A 14,872-nucleotide genomic window follows, 5' to 3' on the forward strand; every position below is an offset into this window, starting at 1 on the left:
CCAGGCGCGCGGTCTAGAGCATCTGCCCCAGGAATGCCCGCGTGCGGGCGTGCTGCGGGGTGTTGAAGAAGGTGTCGGCCGGCGCCTCTTCGACGATCTTGCCCTGATCCATGAAGATCACGCGGTGGGCGACCTCGCGGGCAAAGCCCATCTCGTGCGTCACGACCAGCATGGTCATGTGCTCGTCGGCGAGTTGCCGCATGGTGCGCAGCACCTCGACGGTGAGCTCGGGGTCCAGCGCCGAGGTCGGCTCGTCGAACAGCATGATGTCCGGTTCCATGGCGAGCGCCCGGGCGATGGCCACGCGCTGCTTCTGCCCGCCCGACAGCCGGTTCGGGTAGTTGTCGCGCTTGTTGAGCAGCCCCACCTTGCGCAACAGCTCTTCGGCCCGCGGCACGATCACGTCGCGCTTGATGCCCTTGACGGTCATGGGCGCTTCGATCACGTTCTGCAGCACCGTCATGTGCGGGAACAGATTGAACGACTGGAAGACCATGCCCATGCGGCGGCACAGGCGGCGCACCTCGGGCTCCGCCACGTAGCGGCTCGGCGCGCCCGGCACGGCCTCGGCGAGCAGGTCGCCCGCGATGTGCAGGCTGCCGCCGTCGATGATCTCGAGGTGGTTCAGGCAGCGCAGAAAGGTGCTCTTGCCCGAGCCCGACGGCCCGATCACGGCCACCACCTCGCCCCGGCCCAGCGTCAGCGACACGTCGTCGAGGACGCGGTTTTCGCCGAACGCCTTCACGATGTGACGGGCCTCGATCATCACTTTGCGCGGCTCGCCGCGCGCGGGTTCATTGATCGTATTTGGCATAGCGTTTTTCCATGCGCTGGAAGAACCAGGTCAGCACCAGCGTCATGAGGAGATAGAAGGCGGCCGCCACCAGGAACGGCGTGGTCGAGAAATCGCGCTGCACCATGCCGCGCGCGGTGCGCAGGATGTCGTTGAGCGCCAGCACGTAGATGATGGACGTGTCCTTCACCAGGGTGATGGTCTCGTTGCTCATGGGCGGCAACACCCGCTGCACCATCTGCGGCAGCACGACGCGGCGCAGGGTCTGCAGGTAGGTCATGCCCAGCACCTTGCTGCCCTCGTACTGCCCGCGGTCCACCGACTGAATGCCGGCGCGGAAGATTTCGGCGAAGTACGCGGCGTAGTTCAGCGCGAAGGCCACGATGGCCGCCGGGAAATCCGGCAGACGGATGCCGATCACCGGCACGAACGGCAAGGCGTAATAGATGAACAGCAGCTGCAGCATCAGCGGCGTGCCGCGCATCAGCCAGATGTAGCCATTGACGGCCTGGCTGGCCACGCGCCAGCGCGAGATCCGCACCAGCGCGAGCGCGAGGCCGAGCGGCACGGCCAGCACCAGCGTGATGAAAAAGAGCGTCAGCGTGACCTGAGCGCCCTGCGCCATCGGTCCCAGGAGGGAAAGTACGTAATCCATGGATCGGTGGGCCTCGGGCCGGAACGGGCGTTCCGGCGCCCGGGGCTGCGCTCAGGCGCGGCCCCGGGCGGGCGTCGTCTTTATTTGATGATGTCGGCGCCGAACCACTGGGTGGCGATCTTGGCCGAGGTGCCATCTTTCTTCATGGCGACCAGGGTGTCGTCGAGCTTCTTGAGCAGCTCGGTGTCTTCCTTGCGCAGGCCCACGCCGTAGTCTTCGGTGCCGAAGTTTTCGTCGAGCACGCGGTACTCGCCGGCGCGCTTGGCGGCCAGGTAACGGCCCACCACTTCGTCGACCACGACGGCGTCGAGGCGGCCGACCGAGAGGTCCATCAGGGCGGTCACGTTGTCGCCGAAGAGCTTGAGCTCCTTCAGGCTGCCGGCCACGGGCGCGTCTTTCTTGATGGCGTCGACGGCCGAGCTGCCGTCTTGGGCGCCGACCACGCGGCCCGACAGATCGGCCTTGGTCTTGATCGGCGAGGCGTTCGCCACCAGGATGATCTGGTGGTTTTCCATGTAGGGCGCGGTGAAGCCGATGTTCTTTTTACGCTCTTCGGTGATGGTCAGGCCGTTCCAGAGCATGTCGACGCGCTTGCCGTTGAGCTCGGCTTCCTTGGCGTTCCAGTCGATCGGCTTGAACTCCATGTCCAGGCCCATGCGCTTGCCCGCCTCGCGCGCCATGTCGATGTCGAAGCCGACGAGCTGGTTCTTCTCGTCGCGGAAACCCATCGGCGGGAAGTTGTCGTCCAGGCCCACCACGATCTTCTTGGCGGCCGCCGCGGCCGGCGCGGGCGCGTTGTCACCTTGACCGCAGGCCACGAGCAAGGCCGAAGCGGACACCATCAGAAGTGCAGTCAGTTTTTTCATGTTGCCAGTGCGCGTAGCACTCAGAGAGAGGGAAAGCGGATAGGCGCCTGCCACGGCGCCGGGCGCCGGGCGCCGGGCGTCGGTCACCGCGCGCGATGCGCACAGCAAGGCGCATCGGCCGACGCAGGGCGCGCCGAATCCGGGATTATATCGGCACTGGCAACCGATACGCTGGCAGCCCCCTGCCCGCGCGACGGGCGCGGGCGTGGCGGCGGGGCACGCCGCAAGGCGGTCGGGCGAACCGCCGCGAGGCGCGACGCGGCACACCGCGCGGATCGCGGCCCCGGGGCGTGCCCCCGCGGCAGGTCAGGGACGGCGCAGCGCCTCGACCTGGATCTTCAGCTCCACCTCGGGCTTGAAGCCCATGTCCAGGCCGAAGTTCAGCCCGAAATCATTGCGCTTGAACTCGGTGGACACGTCCGCGCCGCACACTTCGCGCTTTTCCTGGAAGTGCTCCATGCACTTGAAGTCGTCGATGTCGAGCTTGACCTTGCGGGTCACGCCGCGCAGCGTCAGGTCGCCGGTCGCCTCTTCCGGCTTGTCGCCGTCGAACTTGGTGAACGTGCCCTTGAACGTGGCGGTGGGATATTTGGCTGCGTCGAAAATGTCGGGCGCGATCGCGTGCTTGTTCATCTCGTCGTGGCCGAAATCGACCGACTTGATGTCCACGGTCACGTCGATGGTGCCGGTCTTGGCGGCGCGATCCAGCACGATGACGCCGCTGCTCTTGTTGAACTTGCCGCGCCAGGTCGACAGTCCGCCCATGTGATCGGCCTCGAAGCTCGGGTACGTGTGCGACGGGTCGATGTCGTAGGTGACCGGCGCCGCGAAGGCGGGGGCGGCGGCCAGCGTCAAGGCGCCCAGGGCCGAACCGAACAGACAACGAACAGGCAGGGACAGCTTCATGGCAACTCCAGATCGTGAAGAGTGAGGGGCGGCATGCGTCGGCGTGGCCGTTTCGGATTGGTCCGAGTCGACACGACAGACGCATACCCTACCTGATCAGTGACCCGACCCCGATTATTCAGTTCCACGTCAGACGCGACTCGCGGTCTCTTTCGGTCTAAGTATCCACAGCTTATCAATCACTTAGAAGCCACATCGATATTTCACTTTAAATGTGAAGCATGAGATGGTCGCCACGTCTGCTTGGGCGAGCCCGGCCCGCAGGCTCGCCCTGACGTCCGCCGCTCACGGGCGCCGAGCCTTCGGTGGACCGATGCGCCCCATGCTGGTGCATTCCGGGCCGGATGCTGCGAGAATGCCGCCTTCGCCGCCTCGCGGCACCGCCTTGCCGCAACCCTCCGTGCAGCCCGCCACTTCGCCCTCTTCCTCCACCGCCTCGCGCGACCCCGGCACGATGTGGCCACAACTGGTGCTGACCGGCATCACGATGATCTGGGGCGTCACGTTCCTCGTGGTGCAACAGGCGCTGCAATGGATCGGCCCCTACACGCTGGTCGGCGCGCGCTTTCTGCTCGCGGCGCTGATTCTGGCCGTGGTGCTGCGTGGCCGGCTGCGCGGCATCACCGCCGCGGAATGGCGCGCCGGCACGCTGATCGGCCTGGGGCTGTTCTTCGGCTACTCGCTTCAGACGGTCGGCCTGCAAACGATCGACAGCAGTAAATCGGCCTTCCTGACGGCGCTGTATGTGCCGCTGGTGCCGCTGCTGACGTGGGTGTTGCTGCGGCGCGCGCCCAGCCTGGCCGCCGGCGCCGGCATCGTGATGGCGTTCGCCGGCATGGTGATGCTGACCAACCCGGGCACGCTGGTCTTCACGCTCTCGCCCGGCGAGTTTTATACGGTGCTGGGCGCGCTGGCGATCGCGGCCGAGATCCTGCTGATCGGCCATTTCAGCCAACACTGCGATCCGCGGCGCGTGGCGTTCATCCAGCTGCTCGCCGTGGGCGTGGTGTCGCTGGCGACGGCGCTGGCGATGGGCGAGCGCCAGCCGGAATTCACCCCCGGCCTGATCGCCAGCGTGGCGGGCCTCGCCGCCGCGTCGGCGCTGATCCAGTTCTGCATGAATTGGGCGCAGCGCTACGTGAACGCGACCCGGGCCACGCTGATCTATGCCATGGAGCCGGTGTGGGCGGCGGCGGTCGGCGCTCTGGCGGGAGAGCGCCTGGGTCTGTGGGGGCTGGGCGGCGGCGCGATGATCGTCGCGGCCGTGCTGGTGAGCACGCTCGAGCGGCGCAAACCGGCTACGAATCAATAGCTTGGCCGCCCTTTTTAATGCCGTTTACTTAAAGTGGTTTCTTTGTCTTGGTGGCAGCCCGGGTGATGGCGTCGTTGCCCGCTTTGCTCGAACGCTCGCCGCCCGCCTGGGTGCCCAGCCACTGTTCGATCTGCCGGTCACGCGCGGTCAGCTGAGTCTGAAGCTGCAGCACCTGTGCCGCGAGGTCGTCGACGCGGGCCTGCGTCATGCCCTGCAGCGTCGAGGCCGACTCCCTGGCGCTGTGGGCCTGGCGCTCCATCTGCGTCGCGGCGCTCTGCGCGGCCGCCAGCTGGGCCTGCAGCGCGGTGCGCTCGGCCTGCCATTCAAGTTGTTGTTCGCGCGCCGCGGCGCGCGCGGCGCCCTGCGCCTGGGTCAGCGCATTCTCGCCGCGCTCGACCGCGGCCAGCGCCTCGGCGAGTTCCTTCCGGGTGGCCGAGTGCGCCGCCCGCGCGGTTTCGATTTCCTCTTGCGCCTTGCGCAGCGCCTGACGCTGGGCGTCCAGATCGACCAGCCAGCGGCGTTCGTGCGCCGCGTGACGCTCCTGCTCGGCCGCCAAGGCCTGCGCATGGGAGACGGATTGCTCGTGCATCTGCTGGGCCAGCGCGGTGCGCTCGGCCTCGAGCGCCTGCTGACTCTGCGTGAGCGAGGCCCGCTCGATGCGCGCCTGCGTCAGGGCGTCGCGCAGCTGGGACTGCGCCTCGGCCAGCCGCGCGTCGGCCGCCTGCGTGAGCGCCAGCGCATCGCGCGCACGGGCCTGCAGCTCTTCGGCCCGCGCCTGCAGCGTGAGACGTTCCTGCAGCAGCTCGTGTTCGCGCTCATCCAGCGCCGAGCGCGCCTGGACCAGGGCCAGACGCTCCTCGGCCATGCTCTGCGCCCAGTGCGACTGCGCGGTTTCGAGCGCCATCGCCCAGACCTGGGTCACCGCCTGCACTACCGGCTCCGGCGCATCGAACTGCTGCTGCTGGCCCGCCAGCCGCGCGCCGAGATTGCGAAACCAGGTCTTGAGCATCGGCCCGACCGTATTCGGCGAGCCGCGCCCCAGCTTCAGCCGCACGCGCTCGATCGTGGGCTGCTCGCCCTCCATCAACAGCGCATCGGCCGCCTGCCATACCTCTTGTTCCTGCACGCCTGAAGCCATCAGTAAATCCTTGTCGTAGCGCGGCCATTCGAAACCGAAGCCTAACGGCATCGGGGCCGCGGTAAAGCGCCGAATTGCGGCATCAAGCGGGGCCTGGGGCACAGGCGCAACGCTCCACCGCCGTTTTGCTTGCCGGATAAAAATAAGCACGGATAATTGAAGGTTATCCGAGTCTAATTCTTCAATACGTATTGTCTTATATGTCTTACGTATTATTTACTACATTATGAGCAAAAACGACGTTTCCGTCGACGAAAATCAGCGCGGCGCGCCCGACGCGGATGCGGGTCACGGCCGGGCACTCGCCTCGCCCTCCCCCGAACGCGCCGCCTATGCCGCGCTGGCCCTGGCCACCCCGGGCGTGCGCGCGCTGCTGCGTGAAGGCGCGTCGGACAACACGGCCTCCGCCTATCGCAGCGCGATTCAGTACTGGGCGGCGTGGCATCAGCTGCGCCTCGGCACCCCACTGACGTTGCCGGCCGCCACGGCCACGGTGCTCCGCTTCGTGGCCGATCATCTGGAGCACGCCGGCGCCGAGGGGCCGGTCCACGAATTGCCGGCGGAAATCGACGCCGCGCTCGTGGCGCAGCGCGTGAAGCGCCGCGCGGGCCCGCTGAGTCTGGCCACCGTGCGGCACCGCCTTGCCGTGCTGTCCGAGGCGCACGAGGCGCGCGCCCTGCCCAACCCCTGCCGCGACCGCGCCGTGCAGATCCTGATGACGCGCGCCCGCAACGCCTATGCACGCCGCGGCGTCCAGCCGGCGCGCAAGGAAGCGCTCACGCGCGAGCCGTTCGAACGACTCCTCGCCACCTGCGACGACTCGCTGATCGGGCTGCGCGACCGCGCCCTGCTGCTGTTTGCCTGGGCCAGCGGCGGGCGGCGCCGCTCAGAAGTGGTGCGGGCCACGTTCGCCAACACCACGCGCACCAACGACGGCTGGCAGTTTCATCTGGGCTACAGCAAGACCAACCAGGGCGGGCAGGCCCGCGCGGACGCGCTCAAGCCCGTGGTGGGCCGCGCCGCGCGCGCACTCGACGCCTGGGTGGCGGCGGCCGGGATTTCAGAGGGGGCCGTGTTCAGGCGCGTGCTCAAGGGCGGACACGTGGGCGGTGCGCTGTCGGCCGAGGCGGTGCGGCGCATCGTGCAGGCACGCTGCGCGCAGGCCGGCCTGGAAGGCGACTATGCCGCGCACAGCCTGCGATCGGGCTTCGTGACCGAGGCGGGCCGCGCCGGCGTGCCGCTCGCGGATGTCATGGCCATGACCGGCCATGCCAGCGTGACCAGTGTGGTCGGCTATCACCGCGCCGGCGCCATGGCGGCCTCCCGGGCCGCCAGGCTGCTGGACGAGGACGACGAAGGCGCCTGAAGCGCCCCCGGGGACCAGGATCGTGGAGAACCGCCGATCGCCGGCGACGACCAAAAGCGATCCACCGCACGGAGCGAGGCCGGCGGCGGATGACTCGGGCCACTTCAATCACGGCAGGGAGTGGATCGCGGCCCAGCCCGCCGCGCTCACTTCACGCTGGCGACCGCGTCCAGGATCACCTTGGCCACGTCATCCGGGCGCGACTGCTGCGGCACGTGGCTGGACGACACTTCGGTGACCTTGGCGCCGATCTTCTGCGCCATGCTGCGCTGGAGCGCGGGCAGAATCATCCGATCCTGGTTGGCCACGATGAACCACGAAGGCTTGGTCTTCCAGGCCGCCGTGCTCACCGGCTCGCCGAATGCCGAAGCCTTGATGGGGCCCTGGGTGGCGGCCATCACGCGGGCCTGCTCGGCGGGCACGTCCTGAGCGAAGTCGCGTGCCAGACCGGCGGGCGACAGGCTCAGCCAGCCGTGGCTGTCGGCCCCGATGCTGTCGTTACCGGGCGCGGCCGGCTGGCCCTTGGTCACACTGGCCACCGACTGGCCCGCGTCCGGCGCGAAGGCCGCCACATACACCAGGCTCGCGACCTTGTCGTGCTTGCCGGCTTCGGTGATCACGGTGCCGCCCCACGAGTGGCCGACCAGCACCACCTTGCCGGGCTGATTGTCGATCGCGCGATCCGCGGCGGCGACATCGCCTGCCAGCGACTCGAGCGGGTTCTGCACCGCGGTCACCTGCACGCCCTTGGCCTGCAGGCGGGCCACGACCTTGGCCCAGTCCGAGCCATCGGCGAACGCGCCGTGGACGATCACGACGCTGGGGCGCGCGCTGGCGCCCGACGACTGCGCGAAAGCGGGTTGGACCAGACCGCCCAACAGTCCGGCGGCAACGAAAGAGGCTGCGATAAGATGGCGTTTCATGAGTAATCTCCTTGGGGATATCAAGGTCAAGTCACGGTGCGTGCTTGCTGGGCTCCAGTGTGTGGCGAGCCCCCCGAAGCCGGTATCGGATGATTGACCGATGCGTCCCGCACCGCCCGCCGCGCCTCCCTCCCCATGATCCCCGCCAGCACCCTCGCCCTCACCGACGCCATCCTCGCACTGGCCTTCGTCGGCGACCTGAGCATGGGCCGCGCCACCGATCATTCGCGCCGCACGGCGTGCCTGGCCGGCTGGCTCGCGCAGGCATCGGGAGGCGACGCCTCGGCGCAGAATCACGCCCGCGCGGTCGCGCTGCTGCGCTGGTCGGGCTGCACGGCCAACGCCAGCGGCTTCGCCGAGCTGCTGGGCGACGACATCGCCTCGCGCGAGGCCATGATGGCGCAGACCCTGCCTCCGCTCGACGCGCGCACCCAGTCGCTCATCGTGCCGCTGGCCGTCATCCATTGCGAGATTTCTGGCGACGTCGCGGTCAATCTGGGCATGCCGGCCACGGTCGTGGCGGGCCTGCGCCATGCCTTCGAACGCCATGACGGCACCGGCTCGCCGCAGGGTGTGGCCGGCGCCGCGATTCCGCACGCGGTCTATTGCGTCAATGCCGCCAGCGACCTCGAGATCCTCGCCCGCGCCCACGGCCTGGACCGCGCGCTGAGCTATCTGCGCTCCCAGGCCGACGCCAAATACCCTGCCGCGGTCGTGACGCTGGCGCTCGAGCATGGGCCGGGCTGGCTCGACGCGCTCGAGGCCGACCCGCCCGTCTGCACCGATTGGGACCTGGCGGGTCAGGCCGACGGTCCGCCGGCCGCGCTCACCCTGCTCGCGGACGTGACCGAACTCAAGCTGCCCTGGCTGGCCGGCTATTCGCGCCGCGTCGCGGCCCTGGCCGTGGGCTGCGCCGAGCGGCTGGGCCTGGAGCCCGCGGTGCAGGCGCAGCTGCAGGCGGCCGCGCTGGTGCACGGGATCGGGCGTGCCGCCACGCCCAACCATCTCTGGAACACGCCGGGCAAGCTCACCGCCGACCAATGGGAACAGGTGCGGCTGATGCCTTACTGGACGGCACGCGCGGCCCGTCAGATCCAGGGGCTGGCCGACGCGGCCGAGCTCGCCTCGCACGCGTACGAGCGGCTCGATGGCAGCGGCTACTTTCGTGGCAGCCCGGCCGCGGCGCTCGGCCCGGCGCAACGGGTGCTGTCGACCTGCGTGGCGCTGCAAGCACTGGTGGAAGCGCGGCCATGGCGCCCGGCCCACACCCCGCACGCCGCCGCCGCGATCCTGCGCGAGGCCGCGGCAGCCGGGCAGCACGATGCCGAGGTGGTCGAAGCGGCCCTCGCCACGCACAGTGGCGAACCGCCCCCGGCCCGACGGCTCGCGCACACGCTCTCGCAACGCGAGCTCGATGTGCTGCGCGAGATCAGCCTGGGCGCGAGCAACAAGGAAGCCGCCCGCACGCTCGACATCAGTCCGAGCACGGTGCGCACGCACGTCGAGAGCATCTTCCGCAAACTCGAGTGCACGACCCGCGCCGCCGCCACGCTCAAGGCCCTGACCGCCGGCCTGCTGTAGGCCCGGATTCGCGTTCGCGCCGGCCCCCGATTTTCGGCGCCACCCGCACGCAAGCCTTCAAAAAATGGTTGCGCACGCAATCATTTCCCACTATCCGGGATAGACGCCCAAAAAACACCTCGCTGTTTACCCGGCTGTCAGTTTCCGCGTGCAACATAAACACAAGTATTAGGGACCGACACCATCTGCCGATTTCGATGATCGGCACGACCCCATACGCTTCACGTCAAGCCTGAAGCCGCGCCGCGAGCGCGCGCTTCGTCTCCGCCATTTTCATTACTCAGCACGATCCCTGTCATGTCCACAATGCTACGGCGACTGTTCCAGACGTCCTGTCTGATGCTCGCGTTCGCGGGGACCGCCCCGACCCAGGCCGCGCAGACCTCCCCAGCGGCGGCCACGCGCCACGCGCCCACCACGGGCGAATATCTCTCCATCGCCTCCGACTGCGTCGCGTGCCATACGGTGCCGGGCGGCAAGCCCTATGCGGGTGGCTATGCGATCGAATCGCCGATGGGCAAGATCTGGTCCACCAACATCACGCCCTCGCGCGAGTTCGGCATCGGCGACTACTCGCTCGCCGAGTTCAGCCGTGCCGTGCGCGAAGGGGTGGCCCGCGATGGCCATCACCTCTATCCCGCCATGCCGTACACGGCCTACGCCACGATGACGGACGCCGACGTCGAGGCGCTCTACACCTTCTTCATGAAGGAAGTGCAGCCCGTCGACACGCCCACGCCCAAGACGGCCCTGCCGTTTCCGTTCAGCGTGCGCGATTCCATGATCGTGTGGAACGCGATCAATCGCCCCTCCGGCCCGTTCAAGGCCGATCCCGCCAAGTCGGCCGAGATCAATCGCGGCGACTATCTCGTGAATACGCTGGCGCACTGCGCCGCCTGCCACACGCCGCGCGACTTCCTGTTGGCCGAGGATGGCGGCAAGGCCCTGTCGGGCGGCCCGCTCGGCGCCTGGTACGCGCCCAACATCACCTCCGATCCGGTGTCCGGCATCGGCGGCTGGAGCGATGCCGAGCTGTATGCCTACCTGCGCACTGGTCACGTGGCGGGCAAGGCCCAGGCCGCGGGCCCCATGGCGGAGGCCATCGAGCACAGCCTGCAGCATCTCACCGAGCCCGATCTGCATGCCATCGTGGCCTACCTGAAGCAGACCCGCCCGATCGCCAGCGGCGAAACGCGGCCGCGCTACGCTTTCGGCGGCCCCGACGACAGCGAAGCCCGGGAGCGCGGCAAGCGCGTGCGCGACATGGATCCGGGCTGGCGCGTCTATTCCGCCACCTGCGCGACCTGCCACGGCGCGCGCGGTGAAGGCACGGCCTCTTATCCCTCGCTGTTCCATAACACCGCCACCGGCGCGCCGGATGCGTCGAACCTGATCGCCACCATCCTGTATGGCGTGCACCGCAAGATCGACGGCCACGAAGACATCTCGATGCCCGGCTTCGGCCCGCAGGCCTCGTACACCGAGCGCCTGTCGGATCAGCAGATCGCCGACGTGAGCAACTACGTGCTCGCCCACTACGGCCAGGCCGGCAACCGCATTACGCCGCAGGACGTCGAGCTGGCGCGCAACGGCGGCCCCGAGCCCGCCCTCATCCGCTTCACGCGCATCGCGCTGCCGGTGGGTGGCGTGGTGGCCGTGCTGCTGCTGATCGCGATTGTGTACCTGGTGGCACGCCGCCGTGCAAAGAAGGCCTGACCATGAAGACCCCGAATCCCGTTTCTCCATTCCCCGCGCCGGCGCTCGATAACCCGGCCCGCCGCACGCTGGTCAAGGGCGCGCTGGCCTGGACCGTGCTCGGCGCGGCGCTCGCGCCGCTGCCGATCCGCCGCGCACTCGCCGCCGTGCAGGATGGCGCCGCGGCCCCGGCCGCCCTGTCGCCCGCGCTGCAGGCCTTCCAGCGCGCCTCGGTGTTCCTGACCGGCAAGGAAGTCAGCGCCGTCATGGCGGCGCGCTGCCACGCGGCGCTCGCCAAGCGCATGCCGAACATCGATGCCGTGGCGAGCAACGTGAACGCGCTGATCGAGCAGAAGCAGCTCAAGCACATGGACGACTATCTGGCGCTGACGGACGTCGATCCCAAGCTCGATCACGACGCCAAGGAGATCGTGCGCGCCCTGTATCTGGGCGTGGTCGGCGACGACGCCGATGCGGAATTGTTCGCCTACGAAGAGGCGTTGATGTACGACCCCACGCGTGACGTGCTGGTCGTGCCGACCTACGGCCGTGGCTTCAACACCTGGGGTCCCAAGCCCGCCGACAGCACCATGAAGGTTGAAAAATAATGGAATACGACAGCGACGTAGTGATCATCGGTTCCGGCGTGATGGGCGCGCTGGTCGCCTCGCGGCTGGCCCGCGCCGGCAAATCCGTCACGATTCTGGAAGCGGGCCCGCGCGTCACGCGCCCGGAGATCGTCGAGCGCTTCCGCAATGCGCCGGTCAAGCTCTCGCTCACCAACATCAAGCTGCAGGGCGCCGGATCGCCGTTCCCCAATCCGCCGCACATCCCGTCGACCTACGGCGACTATCTGCAGCAGGTGGGCCCGGTGAAGTACCCCACCAAATATCTGCGCGTGGTCGGCGGCACCACCTGGCACTTCGGCTCGGCGCTCTGGCGCATGATTCCCAACGACTTCAAGACGCAGAGTCTGTATGGCCGTGGCCGCGACTGGCCCATGACGTACGAAGAGCTCGAGCCCTGGTACAACGAGGCCGAAGCCGAACTCGGCGTGTCGGGCATGGACGGCCAGGACGAAAGCGGCCAGGGCCTGCCGCATCAGTTTCCGCCGCGCTCCAAGCCCTTCCCGATGCCGGGTCTCGAAGTGCCGTATTTCATGCGGCGCCTGGCCGAGCAGCTTTCGGTGGGCGGCTACAACCCGATCTACGAACCGAACGGCCGCGCCACCCGCGAGTACAAAGACCGGCCGCTGTGCTCGGGCAACAACAACTGCAATCCGGTCTGTCCCAGCGGCGCCAAGTACGATGGCACGCGCCACGTCGACGATGCCGAGCGCCATGGCGCCCGCGTGCTCGACAACTCGGTGGTCTATCGCATCGAAGCCGATGACCAGGGCAAGATCGTGGCCGTGCACTACAAGAAGCCCGACGGCAGTACGCATCGCATGACCGGGCGCTACTTTGTGCTTGCCGCCTACGGCATCGAGAGCCCCAAGCTGCTGCTGATCTCGGCCACCGAGAAGTATCCGAACGGTATCGCCAACAGCTCCGACCAGGTCGGACGCAACCTGATGGGCCACACCGGCATCGCGATGAACGTCATGGCCAGCGAAGACATGTGGCCGGGCCAGGGGCCCACCGAACTGCTGGTCTACATGAACTGGCGCGATGGCGCGTTCCGCAAGGACATCCCCAGCTACAAGACCAAGCTGCGCAACACCGTGCCGACCTCGTCGATCGCCAACGATCTGATGAACAAGGGCGTGTTCGGCTCGAAGCTCGACGCCGAGATCCGCCGCATCTCGGCGCGTTCGCTCAACTTCGCCGTGGACTTCGAGACCGAGCCCTTGCCGCAGAACCGCGTGACGCCGAGCAAGACCAAGGTCGACGCGCTGGGCATTCCGCTGCCGGACATCTATTACAGCGTGAACGACTACTGGAACGCCGGCCGCGACTTCGCCGTCAAGGACCTCAAGCGCATGGCACAGCTCATCAATGCCGACATCCTCAAGATGGACACGAGCCATCAGGATCGCCAGCACATCATGGGCACGACCATCATGGGCGCCGACCGGCGCGACTCCGTGGTGGACCGCGATGGCCGCTCGCACGACCATCCCAACCTGTTCATGGTCGGCACCAACGTCATGCCCGCCATGGGCTGCGTCAATCCCACGCTCACCGGCGCCGCCGTCTCGCTGCGCACCGCCGACGTGATGCTCCGGGAGGTGTGACGCCGGGGCGGCGTGCCAGCGTTGGCGATCTGATCGCCGGATCTGGACGCCGCCGGTCCCGCGATGGCACTATCGTGCGGCGGCGCCCCTTCGCCGCCGCCCACCCTGCCTTCGCATGCCGCGTCCGTTTCTCCCCGCTTTCACGCGTTCCCGCCGGGCCCGTATCGGCCTGACCACCCTGTTCGCCCTCGCGCTGAGCGCCTGCTCGGCGCCGCGCGCGCCGCAGCCCGCCGAAAACCCGCCGTCGTTCGCCGAGTATCAGCGCGCCACGCAGGCGCGGTTGCTCGAACGGCGCGCCTTCCAGACCGCCACGCCCGAGCAGGAAGTGGCCTGGAACAGCCCGCAGGAGTGGCGTCCGGAGGGTGCGACGGGGAGCGACGGCTTCGAGCCGCATGGCGCCGGCTTGGGCGCCCGCGCGGCCAAAGGCATCCTGTTGATCCACGGCCTGGGCGATTCGCCCTGGTCCTTCACCGACGTGGCCCGCACGCTGGCGCAACAGGGCTTTCTGGTGCGCACCGTGCTGTTGCCCGGCCACGGCACCCGCCCCGAAGATCTGCTCGACACGACAGCCGAACAATGGCGCGCGGTCGTCCGTGCGCAGGCGATCGCGCTGCAGCGCGACGTGGACACGGTCTATCTGGGCGGCTTTTCCACCGGCGCCAACCTGGCGCTCGAGTATGCGTACGAGCACCCCGAGATCGCCGGCCTGGTGCTGTTCTCGCCCGGCTTCAAGTCGTCCAGCACGCTCGACTGGCTCGCCCCCTGGGTCACCTGGATCCGGCCATGGCTGCTTGCACCCGATGGCCACCGGCCCATGCAGAACGACGTGCGCTATCTCACCGCGCCCACCAACGCCTTCGGCCAGTTCTACCTCACCAGCCGGACGGCGCGCCGTCTGATCCATGACCGGCCCTACGAACGGCCCGTGTTCATGGTGCTGGCGCAGCACGACTCGGTGCTCGACACGCCCTATCTGCTCGATGTGTTTCAGCGCCGCTTCGTGCACGCGGCGAGCCGGCTGGTCTGGTACGGCGATCTGCCCGGCGCGCCGGCCGACGCCGGTCGCGTGCTGGTGCGGCCGGACCGGTTGCCCGCGCAACGAATCAGCCAGTTCTCGCACATGGGCATGCTGTTCGCGCCGGGCAATCCGCTCTACGGCGCGGCGGGCAGCCTGCGGATCTGCTGGAACGGCCAGGAGCCGGCGCAGACCGAAGCCTGCCTGCGGGGCGAGCCGGTCTGGTATTCGGATTGGGGCTACCGCGAGGCCGGCAAGGTACACGCCCGGCTGACGTACAACCCCTACTTCGACTGGCAGACCTCGGTCATGGCCGAGGTGTTGAAGGCGGCCGCCGCCGAGCCGGGCGCGGTCGCGCGCCGCTAGCGCCGGCTGCGGTACGATGG

General features: G+C 68.4%; 13 protein-coding genes. 7 read left to right on the forward strand and 6 right to left on the reverse strand.

Going from position 1 to position 14,872, the window contains the following annotated elements:
• Nucleotides 1-13 precede the first annotated feature (13 nt).
• The 4 genes from CAL25_RS11440 to CAL25_RS11455 form a co-directional block, all read right to left on the reverse strand.
• Complete coding sequence (locus CAL25_RS11440; protein ID WP_094800268.1) at nt 14-766, reverse strand: amino acid ABC transporter ATP-binding protein; 753 nt, start codon at nt 764-766, stop codon at nt 14-16.
• 28 nt (nt 767-794) lie between these two features.
• Nucleotides 795-1,448 carry an amino acid ABC transporter permease gene (locus tag CAL25_RS11445; protein WP_094800073.1) on the reverse strand — a complete coding sequence of 218 codons (654 nt, stop codon included), beginning with the start codon at nt 1,446-1,448 and terminating at the stop codon, nt 795-797.
• 80 nt (nt 1,449-1,528) lie between these two features.
• The gene (locus CAL25_RS11450; RefSeq protein ID WP_094800074.1) at nt 1,529-2,314 is read right to left on the reverse strand and encodes an amino acid ABC transporter substrate-binding protein; all 786 of its coding nucleotides are present in this window, start codon (nt 2,312-2,314) and stop codon (nt 1,529-1,531) included.
• Between the two features lie 306 nt (nt 2,315-2,620).
• Nucleotides 2,621-3,220: a YceI family protein gene (locus CAL25_RS11455; protein WP_094800075.1), complete on the reverse strand. Its 600-nt coding sequence runs from the start codon at nt 3,218-3,220 to the stop codon at nt 2,621-2,623.
• Between the two features lie 385 nt (nt 3,221-3,605).
• Between CAL25_RS11455 and CAL25_RS11460 the strand changes: the two genes are divergently transcribed.
• Nucleotides 3,606-4,532, forward strand: a complete 927-nt coding sequence (locus CAL25_RS11460) for a DMT family transporter (RefSeq protein WP_249279027.1) — start codon at nt 3,606-3,608, stop codon at nt 4,530-4,532.
• 28 nt (nt 4,533-4,560) lie between these two features.
• Here CAL25_RS11460 and CAL25_RS11465 read toward each other — a convergent pair whose 3' ends face one another.
• Nucleotides 4,561-5,670: a DNA-binding protein gene (locus tag CAL25_RS11465; protein ID WP_170948467.1), complete on the reverse strand. Its 1,110-nt coding sequence runs from the start codon at nt 5,668-5,670 to the stop codon at nt 4,561-4,563.
• A gap of 370 nt (nt 5,671-6,040) precedes the next feature.
• Between CAL25_RS11465 and CAL25_RS11470 the strand changes: the two genes are divergently transcribed.
• Complete coding sequence (locus CAL25_RS11470) at nt 6,041-7,036, forward strand: site-specific integrase (RefSeq protein ID WP_094800272.1); 996 nt, start codon at nt 6,041-6,043, stop codon at nt 7,034-7,036.
• Nucleotides 7,037-7,182: 146 nt separating this feature from the next.
• Here CAL25_RS11470 and CAL25_RS11475 read toward each other — a convergent pair whose 3' ends face one another.
• Nucleotides 7,183-7,959, reverse strand: a complete 777-nt coding sequence (locus CAL25_RS11475; protein ID WP_094800077.1) for an alpha/beta fold hydrolase — start codon at nt 7,957-7,959, stop codon at nt 7,183-7,185.
• Nucleotides 7,960-8,094: 135 nt separating this feature from the next.
• On the opposite strand from CAL25_RS11475, the gene CAL25_RS11480 reads away from it, so the two are divergent.
• The 5 genes from CAL25_RS11480 (at nt 8,095) to CAL25_RS11500 (ending at nt 14,852) form a co-directional block, all read left to right on the forward strand.
• Nucleotides 8,095-9,540, forward strand: a complete 1,446-nt coding sequence (locus CAL25_RS11480) for an HD domain-containing phosphohydrolase (RefSeq protein ID WP_094800078.1) — start codon at nt 8,095-8,097, stop codon at nt 9,538-9,540.
• 297 nt (nt 9,541-9,837) lie between these two features.
• The gene (locus CAL25_RS11485) at nt 9,838-11,256 is read left to right on the forward strand and encodes a c-type cytochrome (RefSeq protein ID WP_212590901.1); all 1,419 of its coding nucleotides are present in this window, start codon (nt 9,838-9,840) and stop codon (nt 11,254-11,256) included.
• A 2-nt stretch (nt 11,257-11,258) separates the two neighbouring features.
• A complete protein-coding gene (locus CAL25_RS11490; protein ID WP_094800080.1) occupies nt 11,259-11,843 on the forward strand; it encodes a sugar dehydrogenase complex small subunit in 585 nt (194 codons plus the stop codon).
• A complete protein-coding gene (locus CAL25_RS11495; RefSeq protein WP_094800081.1) occupies nt 11,843-13,471 on the forward strand; it encodes a GMC family oxidoreductase in 1,629 nt (542 codons plus the stop codon). Before CAL25_RS11490 ends, CAL25_RS11495 begins: the two co-directional genes overlap by 1 nt.
• A gap of 115 nt (nt 13,472-13,586) precedes the next feature.
• Complete coding sequence (locus tag CAL25_RS11500; protein WP_094800082.1) at nt 13,587-14,852, forward strand: alpha/beta hydrolase; 1,266 nt, start codon at nt 13,587-13,589, stop codon at nt 14,850-14,852.
• Nucleotides 14,853-14,872: the final 20 nt, after the last annotated feature.

The organism is Bordetella genomosp. 5, assembly GCF_002261315.1.
GTDB lineage: Bacteria > Pseudomonadota > Gammaproteobacteria > Burkholderiales > Burkholderiaceae_B > Bordetella.